This is a genomic window from Streptomyces plumbidurans, from assembly GCF_019857225.1.
In the GTDB taxonomy this organism is placed as follows: Bacteria; Actinomycetota; Actinomycetes; order Streptomycetales; family Streptomycetaceae; genus Streptomyces; species Streptomyces plumbidurans.
In genome coordinates, this window is record NZ_JAFJSY010000086.1 from 1 (window position 1) to 25,701 (window position 25,701).

General features: G+C 70.3%; 17 protein-coding genes. 14 read left to right on the top strand and 3 right to left on the bottom strand.

The genetic code is table 11. The features are described from left to right. A partial coding sequence (locus JYK17_RS34525) for a CoA transferase subunit A (RefSeq protein WP_222811943.1) occupies window positions 1–566 on the bottom strand: 566 nt, incomplete at its 3' end. Window positions 567–956: 390 nt separating this feature from the next. On the opposite strand from JYK17_RS34525, the gene JYK17_RS34530 reads away from it, so the two are divergent. The 4 genes from JYK17_RS34530 to JYK17_RS34545 all read left to right on the top strand — a co-directional run bounded on the left by JYK17_RS34530 (window position 957) and on the right by JYK17_RS34545 (window position 5,965). Next, window positions 957–2,018, top strand: coding sequence for a maleylacetate reductase (locus tag JYK17_RS34530; protein WP_108015972.1), 1,062 nt, complete (start codon window positions 957–959; stop codon window positions 2,016–2,018). Between the two features lie 122 nt (window positions 2,019–2,140). Continuing rightward, entirely contained in the window at window positions 2,141–3,010 is an 870-nt protein-coding gene (locus tag JYK17_RS34535; protein WP_108015967.1) for a dioxygenase family protein, read from the top strand. 79 nt (window positions 3,011–3,089) lie between these two features. Next, on the top strand, window positions 3,090–3,584 hold the full coding sequence (locus JYK17_RS34540) for a flavin reductase family protein (RefSeq protein WP_108015966.1): 495 nt from the start codon (window positions 3,090–3,092) through the stop codon (window positions 3,582–3,584). A 161-nt stretch (window positions 3,585–3,745) separates the two neighbouring features. Next, window positions 3,746–5,965: a helix-turn-helix transcriptional regulator gene (locus JYK17_RS34545; protein WP_222811944.1), complete on the top strand. Its 2,220-nt coding sequence runs from the start codon at window positions 3,746–3,748 to the stop codon at window positions 5,963–5,965. 22 nt (window positions 5,966–5,987) lie between these two features. Here the strand turns inward: JYK17_RS34545 and JYK17_RS34550 are convergent, their stop codons facing one another. Further along, window positions 5,988–7,514, bottom strand: coding sequence for a 4-hydroxyphenylacetate 3-hydroxylase family protein (locus JYK17_RS34550; protein WP_222811945.1), 1,527 nt, complete (start codon window positions 7,512–7,514; stop codon window positions 5,988–5,990). A gap of 158 nt (window positions 7,515–7,672) precedes the next feature. Between JYK17_RS34550 and JYK17_RS34555 the strand changes: the two genes are divergently transcribed. The 8 genes from JYK17_RS34555 (at window position 7,673) to JYK17_RS34595 (ending at window position 20,605) form a co-directional block, all read left to right on the top strand. Next, a complete protein-coding gene (locus tag JYK17_RS34555; protein WP_222811946.1) occupies window positions 7,673–10,534 on the top strand; it encodes a helix-turn-helix transcriptional regulator in 2,862 nt (953 codons plus the stop codon). A gap of 248 nt (window positions 10,535–10,782) precedes the next feature. Next, complete coding sequence (locus tag JYK17_RS34560) at window positions 10,783–12,024, top strand: alpha/beta hydrolase family protein (RefSeq protein ID WP_108015962.1); 1,242 nt, start codon at window positions 10,783–10,785, stop codon at window positions 12,022–12,024. Between the two features lie 326 nt (window positions 12,025–12,350). After that, entirely contained in the window at window positions 12,351–14,603 is a 2,253-nt protein-coding gene (locus JYK17_RS34565; RefSeq protein WP_234547245.1) for a HAMP domain-containing protein, read from the top strand. Between the two features lie 15 nt (window positions 14,604–14,618). Next, window positions 14,619–16,118 (top strand): poly-gamma-glutamate synthase PgsB, encoded by a 1,500-nt coding sequence (pgsB, locus tag JYK17_RS34570; RefSeq protein ID WP_222811948.1) that lies wholly within the window; start codon window positions 14,619–14,621, stop codon window positions 16,116–16,118. Next, on the top strand, window positions 16,115–16,597 hold the full coding sequence (locus JYK17_RS34575) for a poly-gamma-glutamate biosynthesis protein PgsC/CapC (RefSeq protein ID WP_222811949.1): 483 nt from the start codon (window positions 16,115–16,117) through the stop codon (window positions 16,595–16,597). The genes pgsB and JYK17_RS34575 overlap by 4 nt, the downstream gene beginning before the upstream one ends. Before the next feature lie 45 nt (window positions 16,598–16,642). Beyond that, on the top strand, window positions 16,643–17,728 hold the full coding sequence (locus JYK17_RS34580; RefSeq protein ID WP_222811950.1) for an NlpC/P60 family protein: 1,086 nt from the start codon (window positions 16,643–16,645) through the stop codon (window positions 17,726–17,728). An 86-nt stretch (window positions 17,729–17,814) separates the two neighbouring features. Then, window positions 17,815–19,914 carry an ArnT family glycosyltransferase gene (locus JYK17_RS40855; protein ID WP_234547244.1) on the top strand — a complete coding sequence of 700 codons (2,100 nt, stop codon included), beginning with the start codon at window positions 17,815–17,817 and terminating at the stop codon, window positions 19,912–19,914. 79 nt (window positions 19,915–19,993) lie between these two features. Next, on the top strand, window positions 19,994–20,605 hold the full coding sequence (locus JYK17_RS34595; protein ID WP_222811951.1) for a hypothetical protein: 612 nt from the start codon (window positions 19,994–19,996) through the stop codon (window positions 20,603–20,605). Between the two features lie 87 nt (window positions 20,606–20,692). On the opposite strand, the gene JYK17_RS34600 is transcribed toward JYK17_RS34595, so the two are convergent. Next, a complete protein-coding gene (locus JYK17_RS34600; protein ID WP_222811952.1) occupies window positions 20,693–22,399 on the bottom strand; it encodes an MFS transporter in 1,707 nt (568 codons plus the stop codon). A gap of 396 nt (window positions 22,400–22,795) precedes the next feature. On the opposite strand from JYK17_RS34600, the gene JYK17_RS34605 reads away from it, so the two are divergent. Both JYK17_RS34605 and JYK17_RS40860 read left to right on the top strand, forming a co-directional pair. After that, complete coding sequence (locus tag JYK17_RS34605; protein WP_222811953.1) at window positions 22,796–24,232, top strand: glycosyl hydrolase; 1,437 nt, start codon at window positions 22,796–22,798, stop codon at window positions 24,230–24,232. Window positions 24,233–24,319: 87 nt separating this feature from the next. Next, a partial coding sequence (locus JYK17_RS40860) for a glycosyl hydrolase (RefSeq protein ID WP_261996477.1) occupies window positions 24,320–25,701 on the top strand: 1,382 nt, incomplete at its 3' end.

The window sequence follows — 25,701 nt, forward strand, 5'->3', positions numbered from 1 at the left end:
GTCGACTTGTTGAACACCAGGTTCCCGTGCCGGTCGCCGCGTGCGGCCCGCACCAGCGCGAAGTCGGTGCGGATGCCCCGCTCCAGCACGTACTTCGCCCCGTCGAACTCGCGGACCTCCTTGGGCGGTGAGGCCAGCGCCACGTCGCCGTTGCCGTCGTAGCGCCAGGGCAGTCCGCCGTCGGCGACCTGGGTGCCCACCCCGGCCGGGGTGAAGAAGGCCGGGATCCCCGCACCGCCGGCCCGCAGCCGTTCGGCGAGCGTGCCCTGCGGGATCAGCTCCACCTCCAGCTCACCGGCCAGGTACTGCCGGGCGAACTCCTTGTTCGCCCCGATGTAGGAGCCGGTCACCCGCGCGATCCGGCCCGCCGCCAGCAACACCGCAAGCCCCGTCTCCATCGCCCCGCAATTGTTGGAGACGACATGGAGATCGCCTACGCCCCTCTCGTGCAGGCCATCGATCAAGGCGGTCGGCACGCCGCTCAAGCCGAAACCGCCCACCGCCACCGATGCGCCGTCCGGGACGTCGGCCACCGCCTCAGCGACCGTGGCGACCACCTTGTCCATTTCTTCTCACCCTTTCGCCGTGCGCCCCCGAATGCCGCGAGCGTTCGGTAAGGAACAGAAATCGAGTCCGTATACGCGGCGGTTTTCGAACCTAAAAGGAATCGCGCATAAGGCTCCACCGAGACACGTCCGTACGCGTTCGTGTTCCGTCAGCGCCGGTACTCAGGCTCCCTCACCGCACACTCCCGTCGCATCCCTAAGATGGGTGATATTGGCGCGCGACGCCGGGGATGCCGAGGAGATGCCGAGGATGCGTGGGGGAGCCCGGTCCCGCGAACACGGTATTCCCACGCCGAAAGCCGTCATTCCCCGTGAATTCCATTGACGCATGCCATCTCCGTGATGACGCTATTGCCCATCATCGAAAAACGCCGGACCGGGGACTTCGTCATGAAAAATTTCGTGCATCGTGGGCAGATCACAAAGGTGGTTTTCGGTAGCGGCACCCGCGATCGAATTCCCGAAGAGGCGGATGCCCTCGAATGCCGGCGCGTGCTGGTGCTGTCGACGCCGGACCAGGCGGACCAGGCGGAGCGGATCGCCGACCTGCTGGGCGCGGCGACCGCCGGAACCTTCACCTCGGCGGCGCCGCACACCCCCGTAGAGGTGACCGAGAAGGCGCTCGCCCACGCCGCGTCCCTGGGGGCCGACTCGGTGCTCGCCGTCGGCGGGGGCTCGACCATCGGCCTGGGCAAGGCGATCACCGCACGGACCGGCCTTCCGCAACTGGCGCTGCCCACCACGTACGCGGGTTCGGAGATGACGCCGATCCTCGGTGAGACCGAAGGCCGCAGGAAGCGGACCCGGCGACTGCCCGAGGTGCTGCTCAGGACAGTCGTGTACGACGTCGATCTGACGCTCACACTGCCGCCCGCGGTGTCGGTGGTAAGCGGCCTGAACGCCATGGCGCACGCCGTGGAGGCCCTGTACGCCGAGGACCGGGACCCCGTCGCCTTCCTCATGGCCGGCGAGGCCCTCGATGCCCTCGTCCGCTCCCTTCCCCGGATCCTGCGGCGTCCGGCCGACATGGAGGCTCGGGCCGATGCCCTGTACGGGGCCTGGCTGGCGGGCACCTGCCTCGGCACGGTGGGCATGGCGCTGCACCACAAGGTGTGCCACGTGCTGGGCGGCACGTTCGGGCTCCCGCACGCGCAGACCCACGCAGTCGTCCTTCCGCATGTCGTCGCCTTCAACGCGCCCGCGCCCGCGGCCGGCGAGGCCATGGCGCGCCTCGCCCAGGTGATACCGGGGAGCGATCCCGCGACCGGTCTGTTCCAACTCGCCGAACAGCTGGGCGCACCGACGGCGCTGCGCGACCTCGGAATGCCCGAAGAGGGGATCGAGCAGGCGGCCGAACTCGTGACGCAGGACGGCTACTGGAACCCCCGTCCGGTCGACCGGGACGCCGTGCGCACCTTCCTGACCCGGGCCTGGGCCGGTGAGGCGCCGTGAACGCCGACGGAACGCCACCCGCCGCCGGAACGTCACCCGCCGCCGGAACGCCACCATCGCGGACCGACCCCACGACCGAACACCCCTCATCACCCTCATCACCGTCATCACAGGAGCGCGCCATGCGTGATCTGACCAGCGACACCATCACCCCTGCCGTGATCTCGACGATGCGGGGCACCAAGGATCCGCGTCTCGCGGAGATCCTGGAGTCCTTGGTGCGTCACCTCCACGACTTCGTCCGCGACGTCGAGTTGACGGAGGACGAGTGGGCGGCGGGCGTGGACTTCCTGACCCGCACGGGCCTCACCTGCACGCCGACCCGCCAGGAGTTCATCCTGCTCTCCGACGTGCTGGGCGTCACCATGCTCGTCGACGCGCTCAGCAACCGCCGTTCGGCCAAAGCCACCCAGAACAGCGTCCTGGGCCCGTACTTCCGTCAGGACAGGCCGCAGTACGCCGACGGCGCGGACATCTCCGGCGGACTGCCCGGCACACCCTTGTTCTTCGAAGGACGCGTCGTGAACGGCGACGGGGCGCCGGTGCCCGGTGCCGGCGTGGACGTCTGGCACAGCGACGCGGACGGCCACTACGACATGGAGGTGCCGGGGCAGGAGGACCCCGCCATGCGGGCCCTGTTGCGCACCGACGAGTCGGGGGACTTCGCCTTCCGGTCGATCCGACCCGCCAGTTACCCCATCCCCGGTGACGGTCCGGTAGGCGAACTCATGAGCGCGACCAGCAGGTCCCTCATGCGTCCCGCGCACGTGCACCTGCTGATCGAGGCGCCCGGTTTCCAGCGCGTGACCACCATGCTCTTCCCGTCCGACGACCTCTACCTCGACACGGACCCCGTGTTCGGCGTCAAGCAGTCACTCGTGGAGACCTACGAGACCCACGAGGCCGGCGAGGGCCCCTGCAGCGGCCAGACCGACGAGCCGTACACGCTGCTGCGCCGCACCTTCGTCCTGGAACCGCTGCCCGCGCGCTGAACCCGCGCCGACCGCCGGGCCACAGCTCCAACAGCTCCAACAGGTCCCACCCCCTTCCTCTCTCCACGGAGGCCCCCCGATGACCGAAACCCTCGACACAACCGTCGACTTCCGAGCGACCATGAGCCGGCTTGTCACGGGCGTCAGCGTGATCACCACGCGCTCCGGAAGCACCCCCATCGGCATGACCGCGAGCGCCGTGTCGGCGCTCTCCCTGTCGCCGCTTCAACTGCTCGTCTGTATAGGCAACCACCTGTTCACGCGCACCGCGATCGCGGAACACGGCCGCTTCGCGGTCAACGTCCTGGGCGAGGACGCGGAGGACTTGGCACGGAACTTCGCCGCGTCCAAACCGGACAAGTTCGCGGGTGTGGAGACGGTCGACGACCACGGTGTGCCGGTGCTGAAGGACGCCATCGCCGCTGTCGTGTGCGACGTCGCCGAAGCGCTTCCGGGCGGCGACCACACCATCTTCGTAGGCGATGTCCGCCACTGCTCGCACCTGGTGGACTGCCGTCCGCTGGTCCACTTCGCCGGTGGCTTCGGTGCCCTCAGGCCCACGCGACCCCTCTAAGCCCGGTCCGCCGAAGGGAGTTGGCGCGCACCTCGCCCGTCCACCTCGCCCGTCCGCCGTGCCCGTCCACCCCGGTACGCCCCCGACGTCCGGCTCCCGCGAGGCGAGCCCACGGCCGTCGGGGGCTCCGCTCGTCCCGACCCACACCCAGGGGAACTGCCATGCCCAGCTCAGTGCCGACCTACAAGCTGCTACCTCCGCCCCTGCCCCCGCATCTGCTGTCCCGGCCACGCCTGTTGCACCGCATCGAGGAGGCGACGGAGCCCGTTGTAGTGCTCTCCGCGCCGGCCGGTGCGGGCAAGACGGTGCTGCTGGCCGAGTGGTCGCGCGGCCCGATGGCCCGTGGTGAGTGTGTCTGGCTCAGCCTGGACACGCACGACAACGCACCCGACCGCCTCTGGACGGGCATCCTGCGCACGCTGCACCAGGCACGACCAGAGCTGCCACCCCGCCTCGGCAGCGACCGGTGGACGGTCGGGGCCTGGCTCGGCGAGATCCTGCCGGCTCTGGTGAGCGGCCTGGTCGCGGCGGCGCCGCTCACACTGGTACTCGACGGACTGGAAGCCGTCACGGACCCGGACGCACTCGACACCCTGGCCGACTTCCTGACCCGGCTGCCCGACGGTTTCCGCGTCGTGCTGGCGACCCGGCACCTGCCCGGCAGGCCCCTGCCGACCCTGCGGGCCCGGGGGCTGGTGGCCGAATTCGACCTGCGTGACCTGGCGTTCACCTCCGACGAAGCCACCACGCTCATCACCGGGCTGACGGGAGCGGCGCCGACGCCGGAGAACGCGGCGGCCCTGTACGAGGCGACTGAAGGATGGGCGGCGGGGCTGTGCCTCATGGGATGCAGCCTGGCGCATGCCGCGGACGGGGCCGGCACCGAGGGCTTCGTGGCCCGCGGCAGGCAGGCGGTCACCGAATACCTGGTCACGGAGGTCTTCGACCGGCTCACCACCGAACAGCGCCGGTTCCTGTTGCGCACCGCCGTGCTGGACGAGCTGAGTGCCGGGCCGTGCCGGGCTCTGGCCGGTGACCGGGCGGGCACGGTGCTGCGCGAGCTGTCCCGGACGCTCCAACTCCTCGTACCCGTGGCGGGCGAACCGCCGGCGTACCGGCATCACCGCGCCTTGGCGTCGCTGTTGTCCGAGCTGCTCGCGTCGGAGGGCGCGGACGCCGTCGCCGCGCTGCACCGCTCGGCGGCCCGGTGGTACGCCCAGGAGGGGCGGACCACCGCGGCGGTACGGCACTGGATGCTCGCCGGCGACGAACCGTCAGCCGTCGCGGTGGTCCTTCACGCATGGGAGAACACCTGGTCGGCCGGCAAGGGCGCGCAGGTCGCGCAGTGGCTGGACCTGCTGCCGCACCGCACAGTGGCCGGGGACGCGAGGCTCTGTGTCGTGGCGGCCATGACGGCCCTCGCCGCCGGCGCCCCCGGGGCGGCCTGCCGGTGGCTGGACGTGGCACGGCTGAGACGGTCGGGAGCCCGGACGGTCGGCGACGGATCCACCGTCGACTCCGCGGCGGCCGTTGCCCAGGCCGTGGCCTGCTGCCTGAGAGGGGAAGTGCTCGCCGCCGATCGCCTCGGTGCTTCCGCAGTCGTCGGCGCGCCGCCCCTGACCTCCTGGCGTGCCCTCGTCTGCACCGCCCGGGGTGCCGCCCTGCTGTGGACCGGCCGTTGGGAGGAGGCGGAAACGCTGCTCGCCGAGGCGACCCGGGACGCGCACGCCGCCGGGCACGCCCTGGCGCTTGTGCGTGCACTGGGCCTCCGGGCGCTCTGCGCACTGCTGGCCGGACGCCACGATCTGGCCGGCGTCCTGTGCGGCGAGGCATTGCGGAAAGCCACTGACGCGGGCCTCGACCGGCACTTCGTCGCGGTGCCCGCTCTGGTCGGCCAAGCCGGGCACCTGCTCCAGGAAGGGCGGGCCGAGGATGCGGAACTCATGTTGCGGGCGGCCGAGTTGGCGATGTCGGGGACCTCGCAGGGGGGCGGGGAACCTCATGTGCGCGCCCTGTGGCACTTCACGTGGTCGCGACTGCAGAGCGCGCGGGGTGACAGCGGCGCGGCGCGCAGGGCGCGTAAGGCGGCCGAGGCGGAAGCGGCCCGGTGCGAGTGCCCGGGCATTCTGACCGGCCTGCTCGCCCGGGCCGGCGGGGGGCCGGCGACCGCACCCGACGGCCCCCGCCCCCAGGACCTGTCGGCGGGGGAGCGCCGCATTCTGCGTGCCCTCTGCGGCACATTGACGCTGCGTGAGATCGCCTCCGAGTTCTACGTGTCGCACAACACCGTCAAGACGCAGGTACGGGCGATCTTCCGCAAGCTCGACGCGCACGACAGGAGTGAGGCGGTGGCCAGGGCCCGGGAGAGCGGTGTGCTGTGACCCGGGCCCCGGCCGTCGGAGCCTACGCCTCCTGACGTGAGTCGTCCTGGCGCCGGGCGTAGTTCGCCTGGGACAGGTAGGCGCTGTCCCGCTCCTCGCCCACGCTCTCGATGCCGCAGACCTTGCGCGCCAGATCGGCCATGGCGCCACTCGGGGACATCTCGGCCCGCTTCATGGTGAGCGTGCGGATGGCCAGTAGGGGCGTGCCGTTGAAGTTCTCGAACACGCCGATCCGGTCGCCCCAGTCGGACAGGAACAGGTCGCGGATCACCCGGCTGATCCTCAGTCGGTCGTGCGGCCGGCCGACCGGCCCGGTCTGCAACGCCTCCAGCCACGGCCGCAGTTCGGGCTGCTGCCACTGTCCCTCGGTGGGGTAGATCAGCGCGGCCCGGCCCGCCAGGTCGATGAGTTCGTGCACCATCTCCGTGATGTGCTCGATGTAATAGGCCCGCCCGAAGTCGAACATCAGGACGTTGGGCTTGAAGATGCCGCCCGGCGTGAAGAAGCCCTCGTCCTCCGAACCCACCACATGCGCCTTCAGCGACTGGTGGAACCCGGCGAACCGTGCGATGCGTGCCTGGACCGGCGGCAGCTGGTACGTGCCGATGTGCTCGGTGATCAGCAGGGCCAGACCGAGCATGAGTTCGGCCTTGACCGTCGCACGTACCAGTGAGTGGTAGTGCAGCCAGTCGAACACGCGCTGCGGGTACAGCGAGGCGTGCTGGGGGTTGCCGATGTGGAAGACGCGGTTCCAGGGGATGAGCACGTCCTCGAACACGATGATGCTGTCCAGCTCGTCGCCCTGGGAGGCGAGCGGATGCTCCACCTCCTCCCCGTCGCGCACGTTGCTCTCGCGGCAGATGATGGTGACACCAGGGGTGTTGGGCTTCACCGCACCGTAGATGATCTGTTCCGCGACGATGCCGGGCCGGTAGAAGACACCGATGTGGATCCAGTCGCCGAAGGCGGCGCCGGTGCTGATCGCCTTGACGCCTCGCACGACGATGCCCTCGTCCGAGGTGCTCACCACCCGCAGGGCGGGGGACTCGGCCTGGGCGGAGTCGCGCGAGCGGTCCGCCTGCGGGTCGACGAACGCGGGCGGCGCGTTGAGGTCCCCGTCCCGCACCACGTTCCAGAAGTCGAGGATCCCCGCGGTGAGGTCCCTGCCGTCGGTTCCGACGGACTGGCTGCTCCACGGCTCCGGGTCGTCGATGTACGTCAGCAGGACGTAGTTGTTGACGTCCGGGGTGCGCGGGATCGCCCCGCCGCCCAGTTCGCGCTGCACCGTCTCCAGGTACCGCCGCTTGCGCCGCAGGTCGTCCTTCGAACGGTGCTGGAACCACGTCATGGACCGCCGCACCCCGTCCTCGTCCACGAACGTCATGACGTCCTGGAGGTCCGGGCGGTGGTGGAGGTCGTAGAAGGCCGCGAGGCTCTGGGCGTAGGCGCGGGTCTTCGGATGCGTGGCGACGTTGTCGACCACCTCGTCGCCCACCCACACCTTGCGGCCGTCGTTCAGCGCCGCGAGGTACTCCTTGCCTGTACGCATGTCGTGCTCCTCTCCAGAGGCAAGAGATCCCGATGGCCGGAGCATGCGTCGCGACAGGGTGAGGCGACGGCCGGCGGGCGGCAATCACCCGGGTGAAAGCGGTGGTCGCGGGTGGCCTGCGATTGAGGCGCGTCGAGACGGTGGGTCATGCTGAGCCCATGCAGAGCACAGACCCCGCAGGCCAAGGGGACGGCGAGCGGGCGAGCGAGGCCGCGACCGGACCCCGCCTGCGGGGACGGGACCGTGAGATCGACGCCGCCCGCGAGGCCCTGGACGCGGTACGCGGCGGCCGGGGCGCCTGTGTGGTGGTGGAGGGAGCGGCAGGCGTCGGCAAGAGCCGGCTGCTGGCGGAGCTGGACCGGATGGCGCGGCGGTCCGGGTTCGACGTGGTCTCGGTACGGGCAGACGAACTCGACCAGTACGCCGCGGGCGCCGCCCTGCAAGCCGCACTGCAGTCCTCCGACGGTGCTCACCGCGCGCTCGCCGCCACCGACGACCAGCGGCTGTGGCTGCTGGACGGCATCGCGGACGCCCTGGAGGACCGGGCGGAGCGGGCCCCGGTGGCGGTGCTGGTGGACGACGCCCAATGGGCCGACCCCGCCACGCTGTTCGTGCTGCGCACCCTGCCCGGGCGACTGGCTTCCGCACGCATCCTGTGGGCCCTTGCGGTGCGGTCGGACACCGAACGGCCCACCGTCGCACGGGTCCGGGAAGACCTCGAACGCCTCGGCGCCCGCTGGCTGACCCTCGGCCCGCTGCCCCAGCAGGAGTTGCAGCACATCGCGGCCGACATCCTCGGCGCGGAACCGTCCCCCGGTCTCGTCAGGCTCCTGCGGGGCGTCGCGGGAAACCCCGGAAACCCCTTCCTGGCCAGTGAGTTGACCCGCGCCTTCGCCGACACGGGTGTCGCCGGACAGGAAACGGGCGAGGGAAGTCTGCTGAGCGACGGCATTCCCGTCAGCTTCCGCCGCAGCGTGGCCGCGCGCGTGGACCGGCTGCCCGTGGACGCCGTGCACCTCCTCCAGATCGGGTCCGTCCTCGGCCGCGAGTTCGACCTCGTGACGGCCGCGCGGATGATGGGCCGCAGGGTCGGCAGCCTCCTGTCGGGCGTCGAGGCGGCCACGAACTCCGGCCTGCTCTCGGCCGACGGCCCACGTCTGGTCTTCCGGCACGGGCTCGCACGACAGGCGGTCCACGACAACCTGCCCCTGGCCGTACGGACCGCCCTGCACCGGGAGGCGGCGGAGACCCTGCGCGGGACAGGGGCCCGGCAGGCGGAAGTGGCCTGGCACGTCGTCATGTCGGGCGGCCCGGTCGACGACGAGGCCGTCACGACCATGACCACCGCCGTACGGGACATGTCGTCCTCCGCGCCCGAAGCGGCCGCGGACCTCGCCCAGCGCGTCGCCGGCCTGCTGCCCGTACCGGACCCCCGCCGCCTCGCCCTGCTCACCGACGCCGCCGAGTACCTCGGCCGCACCCGCCGGGTGCACGACGCCCTCGACCTCGTCGACGCCACGCTGCCGGTGGGCCTCGACCCCTTCCAGGAAGCCCGCCTGCGCCTGGTCGCCGCCGAGATCCACCAGGCGGCGGGCGACGACGCCGCCGCGATGACCCACCTGCGGACGGCACTCGACCTGCCCGCGCTGCCCTCCGACCTCCGCGACCGCCTGCTCAAGACGAAGGCGACGGGCCACATCTACCTCGGCGACATCACCGCCGCCGAACGGACCGGCCCCGGGCTGGTCGAAGCCTCGTACCACAGCGACGAACCGTCCGTCGTCGTCAGCGCCATGGTGTTCCAGTCCCAGACGTTCTTCTACCGCGGGCACCTGGACCGCGCCCTCGAACTCGCGGAAGGCGCCACCCGGCGCGCGGCGACCCAACCCGCCGCGCTGTATCTACGGCCGCCGCGCATTCCCGCGCTGTGGCTGGCCACCGTGCTGACCGTCACCGACCGCCTCGCGGACACCGAACGGGTGCTGCGGGAGGGCCAGCGCGAGGCGGAGGCGCTGGGCCTCGGCTGGTCCCTGCCCCACTGGCACGTCGTACGCGCCTGCGCACTGCTCGAACAGGGAGCGCTGGACGACGCGGCCGTGGAGGCCGAGGCCGGCCTGATGATCGCCGACGAACTCGACATCACCCTGCCCAACCCGCAGGCCCGGTCCGTGCTGGCGCTGGTGGAGACCCGCAGGGGCGATTTGGCCAAAGCCAGTGCCCACCTTCAGGCCGCCAGGACCGGCTCCGGCACGAGCCTGCAGCGCTACGCACCGTGGCTCGCCGTCGCGGGCGCCTGCCTGGCGGAGGCGGAGGGGGAATCCGAACAGGCGGCGGCGAACCTCGCCGACACCTTCATGCCCCACGCCCCGGCGAGACTGCTCGCGCTGCCGCCGTCCCTCTGGCCCGCGCTGGTCCGCATCGCCCTGCGGGGCGGGGACCGGCAGCTCGGCCGGACGGTGGCCGATGCACTGCGCGGCCTGACCACCGAGACCACGAGCCGACAGATCGCGGGAGCGGTGAACGCCCACGTGGAGGGCCTGCTGCACCGCGAGCCCCGCGCACTGGCCTCGGCCGTGACCCACTACCGCGCCACGGGCAGACCGGCCGCACTGGCCGCCGCCTGCGAGGACCTCGGCGAACTCGAGGCGGCAACGGCGGACACGACCTCGGCGATCGCCCACCTCGAGGAAGCGGCGCATTGGGCGTCGGCCGTAGGAGCCGCACACGATCAGGAACGCATCAGGCGTCGCCTGCGGCGGCTCGGGGTGCGCACCGCCCCCGTTCACACCCACCGGACCGGCCCCCAGGGATGGGGAGACCTGACCGAGTCCGAGCGGAAACTGATCCCACTCGTCGTGGAGGGCTTCACCAACCGGGCCATCGCCGACCGGCTCTACGTGTCCGTGCACACCGTCAACACCCACATGAAGCACATCTTCGCCAAGCTCGGCATCAACTCACGCGTGGAACTGACCCGGTTGGCGATCGAGCGTGGCGTGAGCACCGACAGCACCGGCTGAACGGCCGCAGGCGGCCAGGTGGTCGTCCACGGGGCGGATGCAACGTCCGCAGTATCCCGGGTGCGTGAATGTGCCAGTCGTCGTGGCGGTACGGTATGCGGCAGTCGATCGCGCGTTCTACGATCGCAGACCAAAGAGGGGGTTACATGAAACACCGCCGCCCGCGCCCACGTAGCAGAGCGATCGCCAGAGCGGTCGGATCGGCGGGTGCGCTGGCCGTCACGCTGGGTGTGGGGATGACGCCGGCGATGGCCGCCGACAGTACGTCCAGCAAGCCGACTGCCACCGGGTTCTCGCCCGACGATCCCGAACCGAAGCCGAACTGGGCGCCCGAGAACGACCAGGGGCCGCTGACCCAGAAGTCGGTCCACCCCGAGGCGCTCGCGGCCAACCGGGCGGCCGCGTCCCCGCTGCAGCTCAAGATGCCCGACCCGACCGGGCCGTACAGCGTGGGCATGGTCGGCCTGCACCTCGTCGACTCGTCGCGCACAGATCCGTATGTGGGCGGCAAGCGCGAAGTGATGGTCTCGCTCTGGTATCCGGCCACCTCCACGTCGGGGCACTATCAGGCGCCGTGGCAGCCGTCGATCTCCGGGGCCCACTTCCTCGCCTCGCGCGGGCTGTCGACACGGCAGGTGACCCTGCCGAGGACCGCGGGCCATGTCCTCGCCCCGGTGAAGACCTCGCTCGGCAAGCTGCCCGTCCTGCTGTACTCGACCGGGCTGCACTCGGACCGCTCGATGGGCACCGCGCTCGCCCAGGATCTCGCCAGCCGGGGCTATCTCGTCGTCACGGTGGACCACACCCACGACGCCAACGAGGTGCAGTTCCCCGGCAGTCGGCTCGAGGTCAACAGGATGCCGGCGGGCAGCCATTCCTCCGACACGCTCAAGGTGCGCGCGGCGGACATCAAGTTCGTCATCAACGCCCTCGGCAAGATCAGCAGCGGTGGCAACCCGGACGCCGGCCACGCGACGCTGCCCTCCGGGCTGGCGAAGTCGGTGGACACGTCCCGTATCGGCATGTTCGGCTGGTCGCTGGGCGGCGCGGCGGTCGACACCGCCATGCAGCTCGACAAGCGGATCGATGCCGGCGCCGACCTGGACGGCCAGTTCTTCGGGACCGCGCCGAGCAAGGATCTCGACCGTCCCTTCATGCTCTTCAGCTCGGGCACCCACAACCGCAACAACGACCATTCGTGGCGCACGCTGTGGTCGCATCTGAAGGGCTACCGGGTCGACGTCCAGCTCCACGGCGCGGCGCACCTGTCGTTCAGCGACCAGGAGTGGATGGTGCCGCAGGAGGCCGCCCTGCTCGGGCTCTCCAAGGCTCAGCTCCAGCAGCAGTACGGCACCATCGACCGGAACCGGGCGGTCCAGGTCCAGCGCGTGTACCTGGCCGCCTTCTTCGACCAGGAGCTGCGTCACAAGCACAGCACCCTGCTCGACGGGCCCACCAGCAAGTACCCGGAGATCTCTTTCGTCCGTTGACCGGACAGGCCGACCGGGCCGTTGCCCGGAAGCCGGAAGGGTCGGGCCCGTTCGCGGGCCCGACCCTTCCGGCTTCGATGGGCGTCGAGGGGCGCCGAGGGAGGGCGTTCCCTCGTGCGCGCCACCCACGGGGCCCGTTGACTCGTGCGACACATGGGGCGAACGCGTGATGGTTATGTGACAACAGGGGGATAGGATGTTCGTTCCATCGAACGTTTGGGCGCTCGGCGCCAGTTGAGGAAGGATTTGGTCCTCTGCCCTCCGCACCCCGGGCGCCGCGCCGACACCGCAACCGTCGCCGCGCCGATATGCCGATGCTTGGCGGGGTGCGCCCGCCGATAGCCTCATTTGTCGTACTGCTCCTGGTTGTTGCCGCCCTGACCGTGATCGGCATCGGCGGCGTCCACGCCGAGCCCATCCCGCAGGCCGTGCTCAACGGGGAGCAGCACATCGCCGCGGACACCGCGCAGTCGCTGCGTACCGCGATCGACGCCGAGGCGAGCACCGTGCGCCGTACGGCGGGGGCGTACGTGGCGACGGGTACGTCGACCCCCGCGACCACGCTCAAGGCGCTGACCTCCGGCAGCAAGTCGGTCCTGGGCGGTGCGCTGCTCGACCGGCACACCGGCAAACTGCTGGCGGCCGGCGGCAAGACAGTGCCGCTGGCCGGAGTGAACGCCAAAGCGGCAGCCGAACACGGGGCGATCCCGCCCCGGCTGGTGACGTCGGGCGGCGCCCCGCAACTGCTGTACTTCGCCAGGGTCACGCTGCCCGCGCAGCAGGACCCCGACCAGGACCAGAATCAGGCCCCGAGCCGGGCCGAACGTCAGTGGCTGCTGGCGGTCACCGAGGCGCTCCCCGCCGTCGCGGCCTACGGCGACGGACGCGGCGTCGAAGTGCTGGACACGAGCGGCACCAAGCTCGCCACCGCGGTCCACGGCAAGGCGTCACCGGCCGCCGACAGCGCTCTGCCCGCGGCGGCGGCCCGCGCGGCGCACGGATCCGGGAGTGACACCGACGCCTCCGGAAGCCTGCTGGGCGCGACCACGGGCAGCAGGCGCACCGTGGCCGGCTGGGCCCAGGTCGCCTCGGCGACCGGTCCGGGCGACACCGACGACCTCGGTCTGGTGGTCCTCACCTCCCACGCGACGCCCGCCACGACCACCGCCGCCGACTACTCGCGCTTCGCGCTCGAGGCCGCCGGTGCGCTGTCCGCGCTCGCGCTGCTGCTGGGTCTGGCGCTGTACTTCTGCGTGCAGCGGCCACTGCTGCGGCTGTACCTGTCCGCCGGCCGGGTCGCCCGAGGGGCGGGCCAGGCGAGCCAGGACTGGCCGGCCGCTTCGTCGGAGTTGTCCCGGCCGGTTCCGTTGCACGGCTTCGGTGAACTCACCAGGATCGGGCGGGCACTGGACGCATTGCGCCGCCAACTGCTGGGCGAGAGCGGCCCGCAGGATTTCCCGGCCAGGCGTGGACCGGGCTACCGGGCGCTGGCCGTGCTCGGCGTGCTGGTGGTGGCCTGCTGGTCGGCGCCGATGGTCTTCCTGTTGAACCGGGCGGACACCGTGACCGCCGTTCCGGCTCCCGTCCTCGCCGACCAGCAGACGCGTACGGAGATCGCGGCGGGCCGGATCCGGCAGTCCCTCGACCACTCGTACACCGAGCTGAGCGCCGCGGCCGCCGGCCTGCCGGGCAGGAGCCGGGCCGCCCAGACCGAGGTGCTGAGGCACTCACTGGCCGAGCACAAGCAGTACCGCTCGCTGTATCTCCTGGACCGCTCGGGCGGCATCACCCTGAGGGTGGGCGGCACACCGCTGCGCACCCTCGTCCACGTGCCTGACGGCGGCGGCATCACCACCGTCAACACCTCGGGCCGGATCCCGGCGATCGCCGCCTACACCCAGGTCCCGGCCGTCAAGGGCAAGGCCAGGGCGGCCGGGGTGGTCCTGTTCGGCGAGATCGACGTTCAGGCGCTCAACTCCATACTGCCCAGGCCGAAGCTGGGCGATGTCTGGGTGACGGACGGCCGCGAGAAGGTGCTGGCGGCAAGCGTGGGCTACCGCGCCTTCCAGTCCCTGCCCAACTCCGGCCTGACCCGTCTCGCCCGCGCCACCCAGAGCGCCCCGGGGACCACGGGCACCGCGACCTCCGCGGTGCACCTCACGTCGTCCGGCCCTTCCGTCGACGCCGCCGCGCCGCTGGCACAGAGCGGCCCGACCGCCCGCCTCGGCTGGCACGTGGTGGCCGCGGAGCCCGCGGCAGGGCTCCAGATCCCCGCGGTGCAGGCCGAGCAGCGCACCATGCTCGCCGGCATCCTGGGCCTCTCGGTCGGCGTGGCCTGCCTGGGCTGGCTGCACGTCGTGGTGATCCGGCCGCTGCGCGCAGTCGCCGTGCTCGTGGAGCGGCTCGCCGGCGGGGACCGCCGTACCGTGCTGCATCCCGTCAACCACGACGAGATCGGCTCGGTCACCCGCAGCCTGGAGCTGATCCGCCAGGCCCTCGCGGAACGCGACCGGGCGGCCAGATCCGGTCACGTCGCCGGGCCCTCGCGGCCCCTGCCTGCGAACACCCTCCAGCGGTAGAAGGACGGAATCTGCGTGCTCTTCCTCTATGTCATCGTCCTGCTGTGCTGTTCCGGGCTGTGGATCGCCGGAATCGTGGAGCAGCGGCGGCACTTCGCCTCGCTGGAGCAGATACCGACGCGGGTGCTGGTCAACGGCATCCGCGGCAAGAGTTCGATCACCCGGCTGTGCGCGGGCGCGCTGCGCGGCGGCGGCCTGGTCACGGTCGCCAAGACCACCGGTACCGCGGCCCGGTTCATCCACCCGGATGCCACCGAGGAACCGGTGTACCGCAAGTTCGGCATCTCCAACATCGTCGAGCAGATCGGCATCGTACGGCGGGCCGCGTCCTACCGGCCGGACGCGCTCGTCATCGAGTGCATGGCGGTGATGCCCGCGCTGCAGGAGACCAATCAGGAGAAGCTGATCCGCTCCACGATCGGCGTGCTGTGCAACGTCCGCGAGGACCATCTGGAGGAGATGGGGCCCACGTTGGACGACGTCGCCCGCTCCCTGTCCCGCTCGATGCCGGTGGGCGGGGTGTGCGTGACGGCGGAGAAGGACCGGCTGCACATCCTCCAGGAGGAGGCCGACCGGCGGAACTGCCGGCTGATCGCGGTCGATCCGGAGACGGTGACCGACGCCGAACTGCGCGGCTTCAGCTGGTTCACCTTCAAGGAGAACGTGGCGATCGCGCTCGCCGTCGCCGAACTGCTCGGCGTGGAGCGGCACACCGCGATGCAGGGCATGTGGGACGCGCCGCCCGACCCGGGCGTGCTGTCGGTGGAGCGCTACGTCACCCCCGAGGGCAAGAAGCTGCGGTTCGCCAACGTCTTCGCGGCCAACGATCCCGAGTCGACGCTGATGAACGTCAAGCAGCTGGAGGACCTGGGCGCGATCAGACGGCCGATCAACGTGGTCATCAACTGCCGCCCGGACCGGGTGGAGCGCAACGGCCAGATGGGCGCCATCGTCCCGGACCTCGCCGCCGAGACGGTGTTCCTGATCGGCCATCCGACCAAGAGCGCCCGCGACGCGATTCCCGCCGGCTTCACCGGGCGAGTGGTGGACCTCGGCGGCGACCGCCGCGACCCCGAGGAGCTGACCGCGGCCATGCTCGCGGAACTCGGGCCGGCCTCCTCGCTGGTGGCGATCGGCAACATCCACGGTCAGGGCGAGCTGTTCCTGGAATGCCTCGCCGAGCTGCCGCTGGACGAATCCGAGGACCTGCTCGACGCGGTTCCCGACGGCGACGGGCTGGACCAGGAGACGATGCAGATCGCCATACCCCGGGCGCAGGTCTCGGTGGCCCGGCCGCCCGAGCCGGAGCCGTACAGCTGGGTGGCACCGCTGGAGACACCGACGTACGCCTTCCGTATCCCCGAACAGCGCGACCTCGCCCGGCGGTTCGCCGAACGCCATGGCCGGTCCGAGGACCACAGCACCGCCGACGACCCGCACCACACCCACGACCGGCATCACTCCCACGACCGGCAGCACTCCTACGATTCGCCCCAGTCCACGAGGAACCCGTGATCCCCGCCAACCTCACCGCACAGACCGCCGCACTCGGGATCGCCCTCGGGCTGGTCTTCTCGCTCGTCTGCTACCTGACCACCAACCTCTCGCCCGGGGGAATGATCACCCCGGGCTGGATCGCCCTCACGCTCGTCACCGACGTACGGATGGCCGGGCTGATGGTCGTTGTGGCCGCGCTCTCGTACTTCATGACCAAGCTGTTGCAACGCACGGTGATCCTCTACGGCAAGCGGCTGTTCGCCGCCGTGGTGCTGTGCGCGGTGCTGATGCAGACCACCGTGATGCTCGCTTTGAGTCACGAGTTTCCGCTGCTCTACACGTCCCAGACCCTGGGCTTCATCGTCCCGGGCCTGGTCTCCTACCAGATGGTCAGGCAGCCACTGGCGGCCACGGTCATCTCGACCACGGCGGTGACGCTGGCCACGTACGTGGTGTTGGTCTCCGGTCTGTTGATGGGAGCCCTGCCCACCGCCTGACTGCCCCCACTGCCCCCTCACTTCACACGTCCAGGAGGATCAGCCATGCACTCCCAACCCACCGGCAGGAGCAGCCGCCCGACCCGCCGCGCCGTGCTCGGGACGATCGCCGGCGTCGCGGCCGCCGGGGTGGCGGGCGGGTACGCCTGGGACCACCACCGGCACGGCGGCGACGACGGAGACGGGGCGGTCGCCGACGGCACCCGCGCCGGCTCGAAGGCCCAGGCCACCGGCGCCCACACCTTCGAGCGACTGTCCGCGCCCGCCCGCACCGTGGTCCGTGACGCCGACGGCGGCACCCTCGCCACCTTCACCGACGGAGCCCGTACGGCCGTCCTCACCGGGCCCTCCCGCAGCTTCAGCGAGCCGCGGACCACCGAGGCCAAGGTGACGACGGACGCCTGGGTGCGGGTGCTGCCGCATGAATGGCAGCAGGGCATGGAGAAGTCCGCCTCGTTCAAGAGCTGGTTCCGCAAGGCGCTCGGCGACACCAGCCCGGACGTCTTCGCGGTGGCGTTCCAGTACAGCAGTGCGGGGGCGCCCGACAAGCACAACGCTGCCGGCGTGCGCTACGCGGGCACCGCGCACTTCGGCCCGCGCAACGCCGCGGTCAACAACCCGCTGGACTTCGCCTTCCACGACGAACAGTCCGACTTCTACGACTATCTGGGCATTCCCTGGACATTCCCGGACGGCACGCGCGTGCAGCCGGACAAGGCCCGCTACGGCGACGCCGACTGCTCCGGCTTCCAACGGCTGGTGTGGGGCTACCGGATGGGCATTCCCCTGCACAGCACCAACACCAAGGGTGCCGGCCTGCCGCGCCGCGCGTATGCCATCGCCGCCTACGGTCCCGGCCGCGTGGTGATCCCGCACACCGGCAAGGAGCAGGCCACCGACCTGAACGCCCTGCAACCCGGCGACCTGGTCTTCTTCGCCATCATCAAGGACCGGCCGGACTTCATCGACCACTGCGGCATGTACATGGGCCTCGACGACAAGGGCCGCCACCGCTTCTACTCCAGCCGCTCCGCCGCCAACGGCCCCACCATGGGCGACATGTCCGGCCACGCGCTGCTGGACGGCACCGACTTCTACGCCCGCGGCTTCCGCGCGGCCCGCCGCCTGTGATCACGCAGCCTGTGATCCCGCCTCCTGTGATCACGCCGCCCGTGCACCGCCGCCTCACCTGACCTGCTGACCCGAGGACCACCGCCATGACCGCCATCCCCGCCACCCGGCCCACCGGAGGGCACCGAGGCCGCCCGACGGCCGACGACAGCCTCTCCGAACTGCCGGAGGACGTCGCGCGCTGGGAGCGCCCGGCGCTCGCCGCGGTGCTGGTCGTCGCCGCTGCGCTGTACTCCTGGGGCCTCGGGCACGCCGCGATCCACCCCTTCTACGGTGCGGCGATACGGTCGATGGCCGCAGGCTGGCGTGCCTTCTTCTTCGGTGGGCTCGACGCGAGCGGATCGATCAGCATCGACAAACTGCCCGGCGCCTTCTGGCCCGACGCCGTCTCCGTCTGGCTCTTCGGCCCGCACACCTGGGCAGCCGCGCTGCCGCAAGTCGTCGAGGGCGTGCTCACCGTATGGCTGTTGCACCGCATCGTCCGGGCCTGGGCCGGTCCGTTCGCCGCGCTGATCGCCGCCCTGATGCTCACTCTCACCCCGGTGACCGTGGCGCTCAACCGTGCCACCATCCCGGACACCGCGCTCACCCTGCTCCTGGTGGCGGCCGCCGGCGCACTGCAGAAGGCCGTGCGCACCGAGCGGCTGCTGCCGCTGATCACCTGCGGGATCTGGGTCGGGCTGGCCTTCCAGGCGAAGATGTTGCAGGCGTGGCTGGTGCTGCCGGTCTTCGCCGCCGTCTACCAACTCGCCGCACCCGGAACCCGGTTGAACCGTGCCCTGCGCGTCCTGGCGGCCGGAGCGGTCGCTCTGGCCATCTCCTGCTCCTGGGCGCTGATCGCCTGGGCGACACCGGCCGCGAGCCGCCCGTACCTCGACGGCACGTCCAACAACGATCCGTTCACCCTGGTCTTCGGATACAACGGCCTGAGCCGCTTCAGCAGCGACTCCACCGCGTTCGGCGCCGTCGCGGGCACCGCCGCCAGCCGCACCACCGGCAACACCGGCTGGGACATGCTGATCAACAACACGGTCGGCCCGCAGGTCGCCTGGTTCCTGCCGCTCGCCGTGCTCGCCGCGGTGCTGGGAATCCTCTGGCGGTCCGGGAAACCGCGAACCGACCCGCTGCGCACGGGATTTGTGATGTGGGGCGGCTGGCTGGCCGTGCACACCCTGGTGTTCAGCGCGTCCAACGGCAACCACGCCTACTACACGGCCGTCATCGCCCCGGCGCTCGCCGCGCTGGCCGGCGGCGGGCTCGCGCTCTTCCGCTCCGAGTACGAGGCGAAGCACGAGCCGAGGCCGGGCAGGACGTACGAACCGAAGCCGGCGGCGACGTACGAACCGGAGGCGCTGGCGGCTTACGAGCCGGAGGCGGTGGCGACATACGGACCGGAGGCGCTGGCGGCTTACGAGCCGAAGCCGGCGGCGACATACGCACCGGAGGCAGTGGCGACATACGAACCGGAGGCGGAGCCCGAGACGGCCGGCCGGCGGCATCTGGCACTCCCGGCGGCGATCGTGCTGACGGCGGTGTGGGCGCTGGTGCTCGACTGGCCGACCCGGTTCGTCTCCTGGCTCCTGCCGGTCGCCGTGATGCTCACGCTGTGCGGTGTGGTGGGCCTGTGGAGCCGCGGGCCGCGCACCGCTCCTCGGATGGTCCACGCCGCCCTTACCGCCGGGATCGCCGCGACCCTGGTCGTACCGGCAGGCTGGGCCCTCTCCGCCCTCAACCCGCTCTACGCAGGCGCCACCACCTCGCCGATGGCCGGTCCGGTCGGCAAGTCGTACTACGAGCATCCCCACCACGCCCCACGAAGGAGGGGACTCGACCAGCCCAACGCCCGCGACACCGCACTGCTCGACTACCTCACCACGCACCGCCACGGCGAGAAGTACCTGCTCGCCACCCAGGCCGCCTACACCGCCGAGCCCCTGCTGCGCGCGAAGTCCGAGCCCGTCCTCGTCATGGGCGGCTTCACCGGCAAAACCCCCTTTCCCAGCGCCCAGCAGATCGGCAGCCTCGTCGCCACCCACAAGCTGCGCTACGCGCTCCTCACCACCCAGCGCCCCACCACCCCCGCCACCACATGGGTGAAGTCCCACTGCACCCGCATCCGCCCCACCGCCTACGCCCGCCAAACCGACGGCAGCTTCCGCCTCTACGACTGCACTCCGCAGCGCTGAAGGCCCTGCCGTCTTACGGCTTCCTTACGCGCGACGAGACCGCCCGGTGGGGCATCAGGCTGCTCAATAGCGTGAGCGTATGCGACCCTTCCGCACTCTTCGCGCCCTGGCACTGGTGACTGCTGCTCCGCTGTTGTTGGCGCTGGCCGGTCTGGTGCATCCCCGGCATCTGACAGGAGCGACAGCAGGTCACTGGGTTACTCTGCACATCTTTCTGCTGCCCCTCTTCCCCTTCCTCGTCCTTGGGCTGGTGGTTCCCCTGTGGGGGCGGCCTCGACGCGACGTCGAAGGCGCCTTGACGGTGGTGTCCTGGGCCGGATGTCTCTGCTTCGCCGCCTACTACTCCGGCCTCGACGCCGTGGCCGGCATATCCGCCGGCACCGTCGTGGAGCACGGTGTCCACGGGGCGGCCGGTCGACTGTTCTACGTCGGCGACGAGTTGGGCAGGGTGGGGGTGTACGGGCTGGCCGTGGCCTCGTCGGCCACCTGCGCGGTGCTCTGGCGCCGCCACAGTGTGAGGGTATTGCCGGGTGCCGTAGTGCTGTTGGCCTCGTGCTGGTCGTTCGTCGACAGCCATATCTTCTGGCCCAGGGGAGTCTTCACCATGCTCGGCTTCGCTGTCGCGTTCGCCTTGTTGACGCTGGCGGCGTCCCGATCCGCAGTCGATGTACTGCCAGGTCGGCCGGGGTGATCCCTGCGCGGTCCGCGAGTTCGCCCCGACCCCGCTCCATCACCGGACGCGGGGCCGGTCCGTCCGTCCGGCCGGCCCCGCGTCCGGTCACTTCTCTGCGGCGGCGAGGGCGGCCAGTTCGCGATCGACCGCTATCTGGTGCGCCTCGGCGTCCTCACGCGCCTTCCGCGGGCTCCAGCGACCCGCCATCACGAAGACGAAGGGCAGGAAGAGCACCTGGCCGCCGACGCAGATCCACCACCAGTCGCGCCACTCACCGGGCCCGTTCTTCGACGCCTTCTGGACCTGGGAACCGTATTCCTGCAGCACCTTGAGCTGCGGCGCGGCCTTCTGCACGACACCCAGGTTCGCCGCACCGACCTCCTTGACGGCGCGGGCGCTCAGCGCGGGCGGCACCGTGGTCGGGGTGTACTTGTTCAGCTCGGCGAAGAGTTGCGGGTGCGCGTTGACGATGGCCAGCGCGGGCGCCGCCTGCGCCGAGGCGGCCTTCACCTCGCTGCCGTGCTCCACCAGCGGGGTCACGGACGTCACCAGCACCGGGATGAAGGCTGTGGAGACGGCGACGACGATGCGCACCGTCCAGCCCCACACCGCCAGACCCGCCGCCGTTGCCGCCGGGTTGTGCTTCTCCACGGTCTCGGTGAAGCTCGCCATCCAGGGCGCGTAGGCGATGCCGCTGAAGACTCCGATGCCGATGAAGAGCCAGGCGAACGTGTAGTAGTCGGTGGTCTGGTGGGTGGCGCGGGTCGCGAAGATCGCGGTCACGACGATGGAGCCGACGGCGCCGACGATCATGAAGGGCTTGCGGACCTTCAGCCGGTCCGAGAGCAGGCCGACCAGGACCAGAGCGATGGCGTTCGCGCCCCAGTACCAGTTGGCCAGCGCGTTGGTGCGCTGCTCGCTGTAGCCGAAGATGGTCGCGAAGTAGACGACGAAGTTGCCGACCGCCGCGTAGTAGAGGAGCAGGAACACGGCGATGGCGAAGGCCGAACCCAGCACGTCCAGGCGCATCATCTGCCGCCACTCGCCGCGGCGCACCGCCTCGGTGTCCAGCCCCCTGGCGCGCGCCTCGACCAGTGCCCGGTCCCGCAGCGTCACCATGGTCTGGTCGCGCAGCGCCGGGGCCAACTCACGCAGCGCGAAGATCGCCACGACGAAGACGATGAACCCGGCGATCGCCGAATACCGCAACTCGTCCTGCCAGGTGGCGCTGTCGAGGGTGTTGCTGGTGACGGTGGTGACGACCAGAGAGCCGATGACCGGGCCCATCGTCCAGTACCCCATCGCCGTGGCCCGGCCGAGCTGAGGCGAGAAGTCCCTGATCAACGCGGGAGTGGCGACCAGCACGATGCCCTCGATGAAGCTGACGAGCGCGAAGAGCACCAGATAGGTGCTCTTGTTCGCCGCGTTCGGCAGCCCGAAGAAGACCAGCAGCGAGGCGATCAGCAGTCCGTAGACCACCAGATTCGCCCGGCCCCAGCGATCGGCCAGACCGGCCACGAGCGAGGCGAAGGCCCCGACCGCGTTGCCGATCACCGAGACCCAGATGAAGTAGCGGTATGTCATGTCGAAGTGCGTGATGATCGACGTCGCCACCGCGTACTGGATGTACAGCATGTAGTACAGGACAACGGTGGTGGTGACCACGATCGCGAGATACGCCATGCGGCGTCCCGTAGGCGGGTAATCCGCCAGTTCGCGACGGTACAGGCGGGCCAGCGGCCCGCGGGCGTTCACGACGGGCCCGTCAGGCGTGGGCTTGTCGGCGTCGAACGCGGTCGGTGTGGCGGACATACGGCTCCTCCTGGGTTACGGAAACCGGGTGCTGCGTCACGGCTACGGGGCACGATGCGCCCGGCTCCGAGAGCGTGGCCAGAGGGTAGTACCGACTGGTCGGTACGCCTAGGGGGCGGTGCGAGGTTGTTCACCTCGTTGATCCTCGTTGATCCTCGATGGCGCCGAGCGCGGCGACCGCACGGGGAAGCCGCGTTGGTCCAGACGGAACCTCGACTACTGGCACGTTTTACTTCCGGTCTGGTCCAATCCATTGACACCAACAAGGCGGAGTTCTAGCTTCTGGCGTCAGTTCAGAGCGCGACAGCGATTGCTCCGAGGCTCGGTCGAGCAGGCTCGGTTGCCTCCGCACATGCAACGTTCCACCCCCACGGTTGCTCATGAGAGGCTCACCCATTGAGATCGAAGATCTTCACGCGCAAGGCCGCCGCTTTACTGGCCGCCATCCCGCTGGCCGGTGCCACGTGGCTGGCCGTTTCCTCGTCGCCGGCGTCCGCAACGGGCGCCTCGACCCCCGACGCCGTGATCAACTACCTGCACCAGATCAGCGGCAACCACACCATCAGCGGTGTCCACAACAAGGAGCCGTTGAGCAATCCGTCGCAGTACACCGCGCAGGCGCACTCCATCACCGGCAAGTGGCCCGGGCTGTGGGGCGGTGAACTGGGCTTCACCTCGACGGACATCGCCAACCGGCAGACCATGATCAACCAGGCCAAGACCGAATGGGCCAACGGCTCGCTGGTGAACCTGACCTGGCACATGTGCCGGCCGGACGTGGCCACCTGCCAGTTCGACGGTGGCATCAACGGCAGCAAGCTGTCGGACTCGGAGTGGAGCCAGCTCATCACCGACGGCACCACGCTGAACAACGACTACAAGGCCAAGCTCGACACGGCCGTACCGTATTTCCAGCAGCTCAAGGACGCCGGGATCCCGGTGCTGTTCCGGCCGCTGCACGAGATGAACGAGGGCTGGGCGTGGTGGGGCGGCCGCCCCGGGACCAACGGCAGTGCCAAGCTCTACCAGATCACGCACGACTACCTGGAGTCCAAGGGCCTGACCAACATCATCTGGGTCTGGAACGTCAAGGACACCGACGCGGGCGGCGGTTCCGGCGGCGTGTCCAGCTTCTACCCCGGTGACAACTACGTCGACGTCGCCAGCCTCGACCCCTGGGACCATGGCTTCCCCACCAGCGACTGGTACCAGGCCCTCCTGAACGTCGCGCACGGCAAGCCCGTCTCCCTCGCCGAGGTCGGCACGGTGCCCACCCCGTCGCAGCTCGCCTCGCAACCGCAGTGGACCTGGTTCATGATCTGGGCCGACTACATCACCTCGGCCAACTCCACGACCGGCCTCCAAGCCACCTTCAACTCCTCGCGCGTTCTCAGCCAGGGCCAGTTCACCATCCCCACGGGCGGGGGGACGACGCCGCCGCCTGTCGGGGGTACGGGTGTGATCACGGGTGTGGGTGGCAAGTGCGTGGACGTGGCGGGGTCGGACTCCGCGAACGGTACGGCGGTGCAGCTGTATGACTGCAATGGCTCCAACGCGCAGTCGTGGACGGTGGGATCCGACGGGACGGTCCGGGCGCTGGGCAAGTGTCTGGATGTGACGGGTCAGGGCACGGCGAACGGCACGGCGCTGCAGTTGTGGGACTGCAATGGTTCCGGTGCCCAGCAGTGGGTCGCCGAGTCCGACGGGCACTTGAAGAATCCGCAGTCCGGCCGCTACCTCGATGTGCCGGGCGGTAACACGGCCAACGGCACGCGCCTGCAGATCTGGGACCGCAACACCAACGCCTGGCAGATCTGGCACCTTCCGACCTGACGATGCCACGGAACGCCTAGGCACCGGCCGGCCCGGAACCAGGGCGCCGGTCGGATCTCTCACTCCCCACCCGCGAAAGGAACCCCCATGTCCCTACGCGCCAGAACCCGCGCGCTGCTGGCCGGTACCGTGGCCGCCGCGGTCGCCGGCCTCGCGCTCACCCTGACCGGGGGGAGTGCCTCCGCGGCGCCCGCCGCGCCTCCCGCCGCGTCCGGTGTCACCAAGGCCGACGAGATCGCCTATCTCAAGAGCCTGACCGGCAACCACGTGTTGTCCGGGCAGCAGGGCGGCGCCAACAGCAACCCGTCGCAGTGGATCAGCAAGGTTCACGACATCACCGGCAAGTACCCGGGCATCTGGAACGGTGACTTCGGCTTCAGCCAGAACGACATCGACAACCGGCAGACCGTCATCAACGAGGCCAAGGCCGAGTGCAACGCCGGTGCGCTGCCCGGGCTGATGATGCACGCGTGCCGGCCGGACGTCGCCACCTGCGCCTTCGAGGGCGGTTCCGATCCGGTCAACGGCAGCAAGCTGTCGGACGCGGAGTGGAGCCAGGTCATCACCGACGGCACCACGCTGAACAACGACTACAAGGCCAAGCTCCAGCAATTCGTCCCGTACTTCCAGCAGTTGCAGGACGCCGGGATCCCGGTGCTGTTCCGGCCGCTGCACGAGATGAACGAGGGCTGGGCATGGTGGGGTGGCCGTCCTGGCCCGAACGGCAGCGCGCGGCTGTTCCAGATCACTCACGACTACCTGGAGGCGCAGGGGCTGCACAACATCATCTGGGTCTGGGCCCTCAAGGACGTAGCCGGTGGTGCTTCGCAGGCCGCGAGCTACTACCCGGGTGACAACTACGTCGATGTCGTCGGCATGGACGTATGGGTCAACAAGTTCCCCTCGAACGACTGGTACAACGCCCTCTCGAACATCGCCGGCGCAAAGCCCATGGCGCTGGCGGAGGTCGGCAGCGTGCCCCAGCCCGCCCAGCTGTCCGCGCAGCCCAAGTGGGTGTACTGGAACGTCTGGTTGGACTACCTGACCAACTCCGCGTACAACTCCAACGACTCGGTGAAGGCCGGCTACTACGACCCCCGGGTGCTCAGCCGCGGCGACATCCACATCCCCACGGGCGGGGGGACGACGCCGCCGCCTGTTGGGGGTACGGGTGTGATCACGGGTGTGGGTGGCAAGTGCGTGGATGTGGCGGGGGCGAACCCTGCGAACGGTACGGCGGTGCAGCTGTATGACTGCAATGGCACCAACGCGCAGTCGTGGACGGTGGGTTCGGACGGGACGGTCCGTGCGCTCGGCAAGTGCCTGGACGTGACGGGTCAGGGCACGGCGAACGGGGTCAAGCTGCAGTTGTGGGACTGCAATGGTTCCGGTGCCCAGCAGTGGGTCGCCGAGTCCGACGGGCATCTGAAGAACCCGCAGTCCGGCCGCTACCTCGACGTGCCGGGCGG

Excerpts from the sequence above, each read along its gene's own strand:
- JYK17_RS34530 (WP_108015972.1), top strand. The coding sequence starts at position 957 with ATGAAAAATTTCGTGCATCGTGGGCAGATCACAAAGGTGGTTTTCGGT.
- JYK17_RS34535 (WP_108015967.1), top strand. The coding sequence starts at position 2,141 with ATGCGTGATCTGACCAGCGACACCATCACCCCTGCCGTGATCTCGACG.
- JYK17_RS34540 (WP_108015966.1), top strand. The coding sequence starts at position 3,090 with ATGACCGAAACCCTCGACACAACCGTCGACTTCCGAGCGACCATGAGC.
- JYK17_RS34545 (WP_222811944.1), top strand. The coding sequence starts at position 3,746 with ATGCCCAGCTCAGTGCCGACCTACAAGCTGCTACCTCCGCCCCTGCCC.
- JYK17_RS34550 (WP_222811945.1), bottom strand. The coding sequence starts at position 7,514 with ATGCGTACAGGCAAGGAGTACCTCGCGGCGCTGAACGACGGCCGCAAG.
- JYK17_RS34555 (WP_222811946.1), top strand. The coding sequence starts at position 7,673 with ATGCAGAGCACAGACCCCGCAGGCCAAGGGGACGGCGAGCGGGCGAGC.
- JYK17_RS34560 (WP_108015962.1), top strand. The coding sequence starts at position 10,783 with ATGGCCGCCGACAGTACGTCCAGCAAGCCGACTGCCACCGGGTTCTCG.
- JYK17_RS34580 (WP_222811950.1), top strand. The coding sequence starts at position 16,643 with ATGCACTCCCAACCCACCGGCAGGAGCAGCCGCCCGACCCGCCGCGCC.
- JYK17_RS40855 (WP_234547244.1), top strand. The coding sequence starts at position 17,815 with ATGACCGCCATCCCCGCCACCCGGCCCACCGGAGGGCACCGAGGCCGC.
- JYK17_RS34595 (WP_222811951.1), top strand. The coding sequence starts at position 19,994 with ATGCGACCCTTCCGCACTCTTCGCGCCCTGGCACTGGTGACTGCTGCT.
- JYK17_RS34600 (WP_222811952.1), bottom strand. The coding sequence starts at position 22,399 with ATGTCCGCCACACCGACCGCGTTCGACGCCGACAAGCCCACGCCTGAC.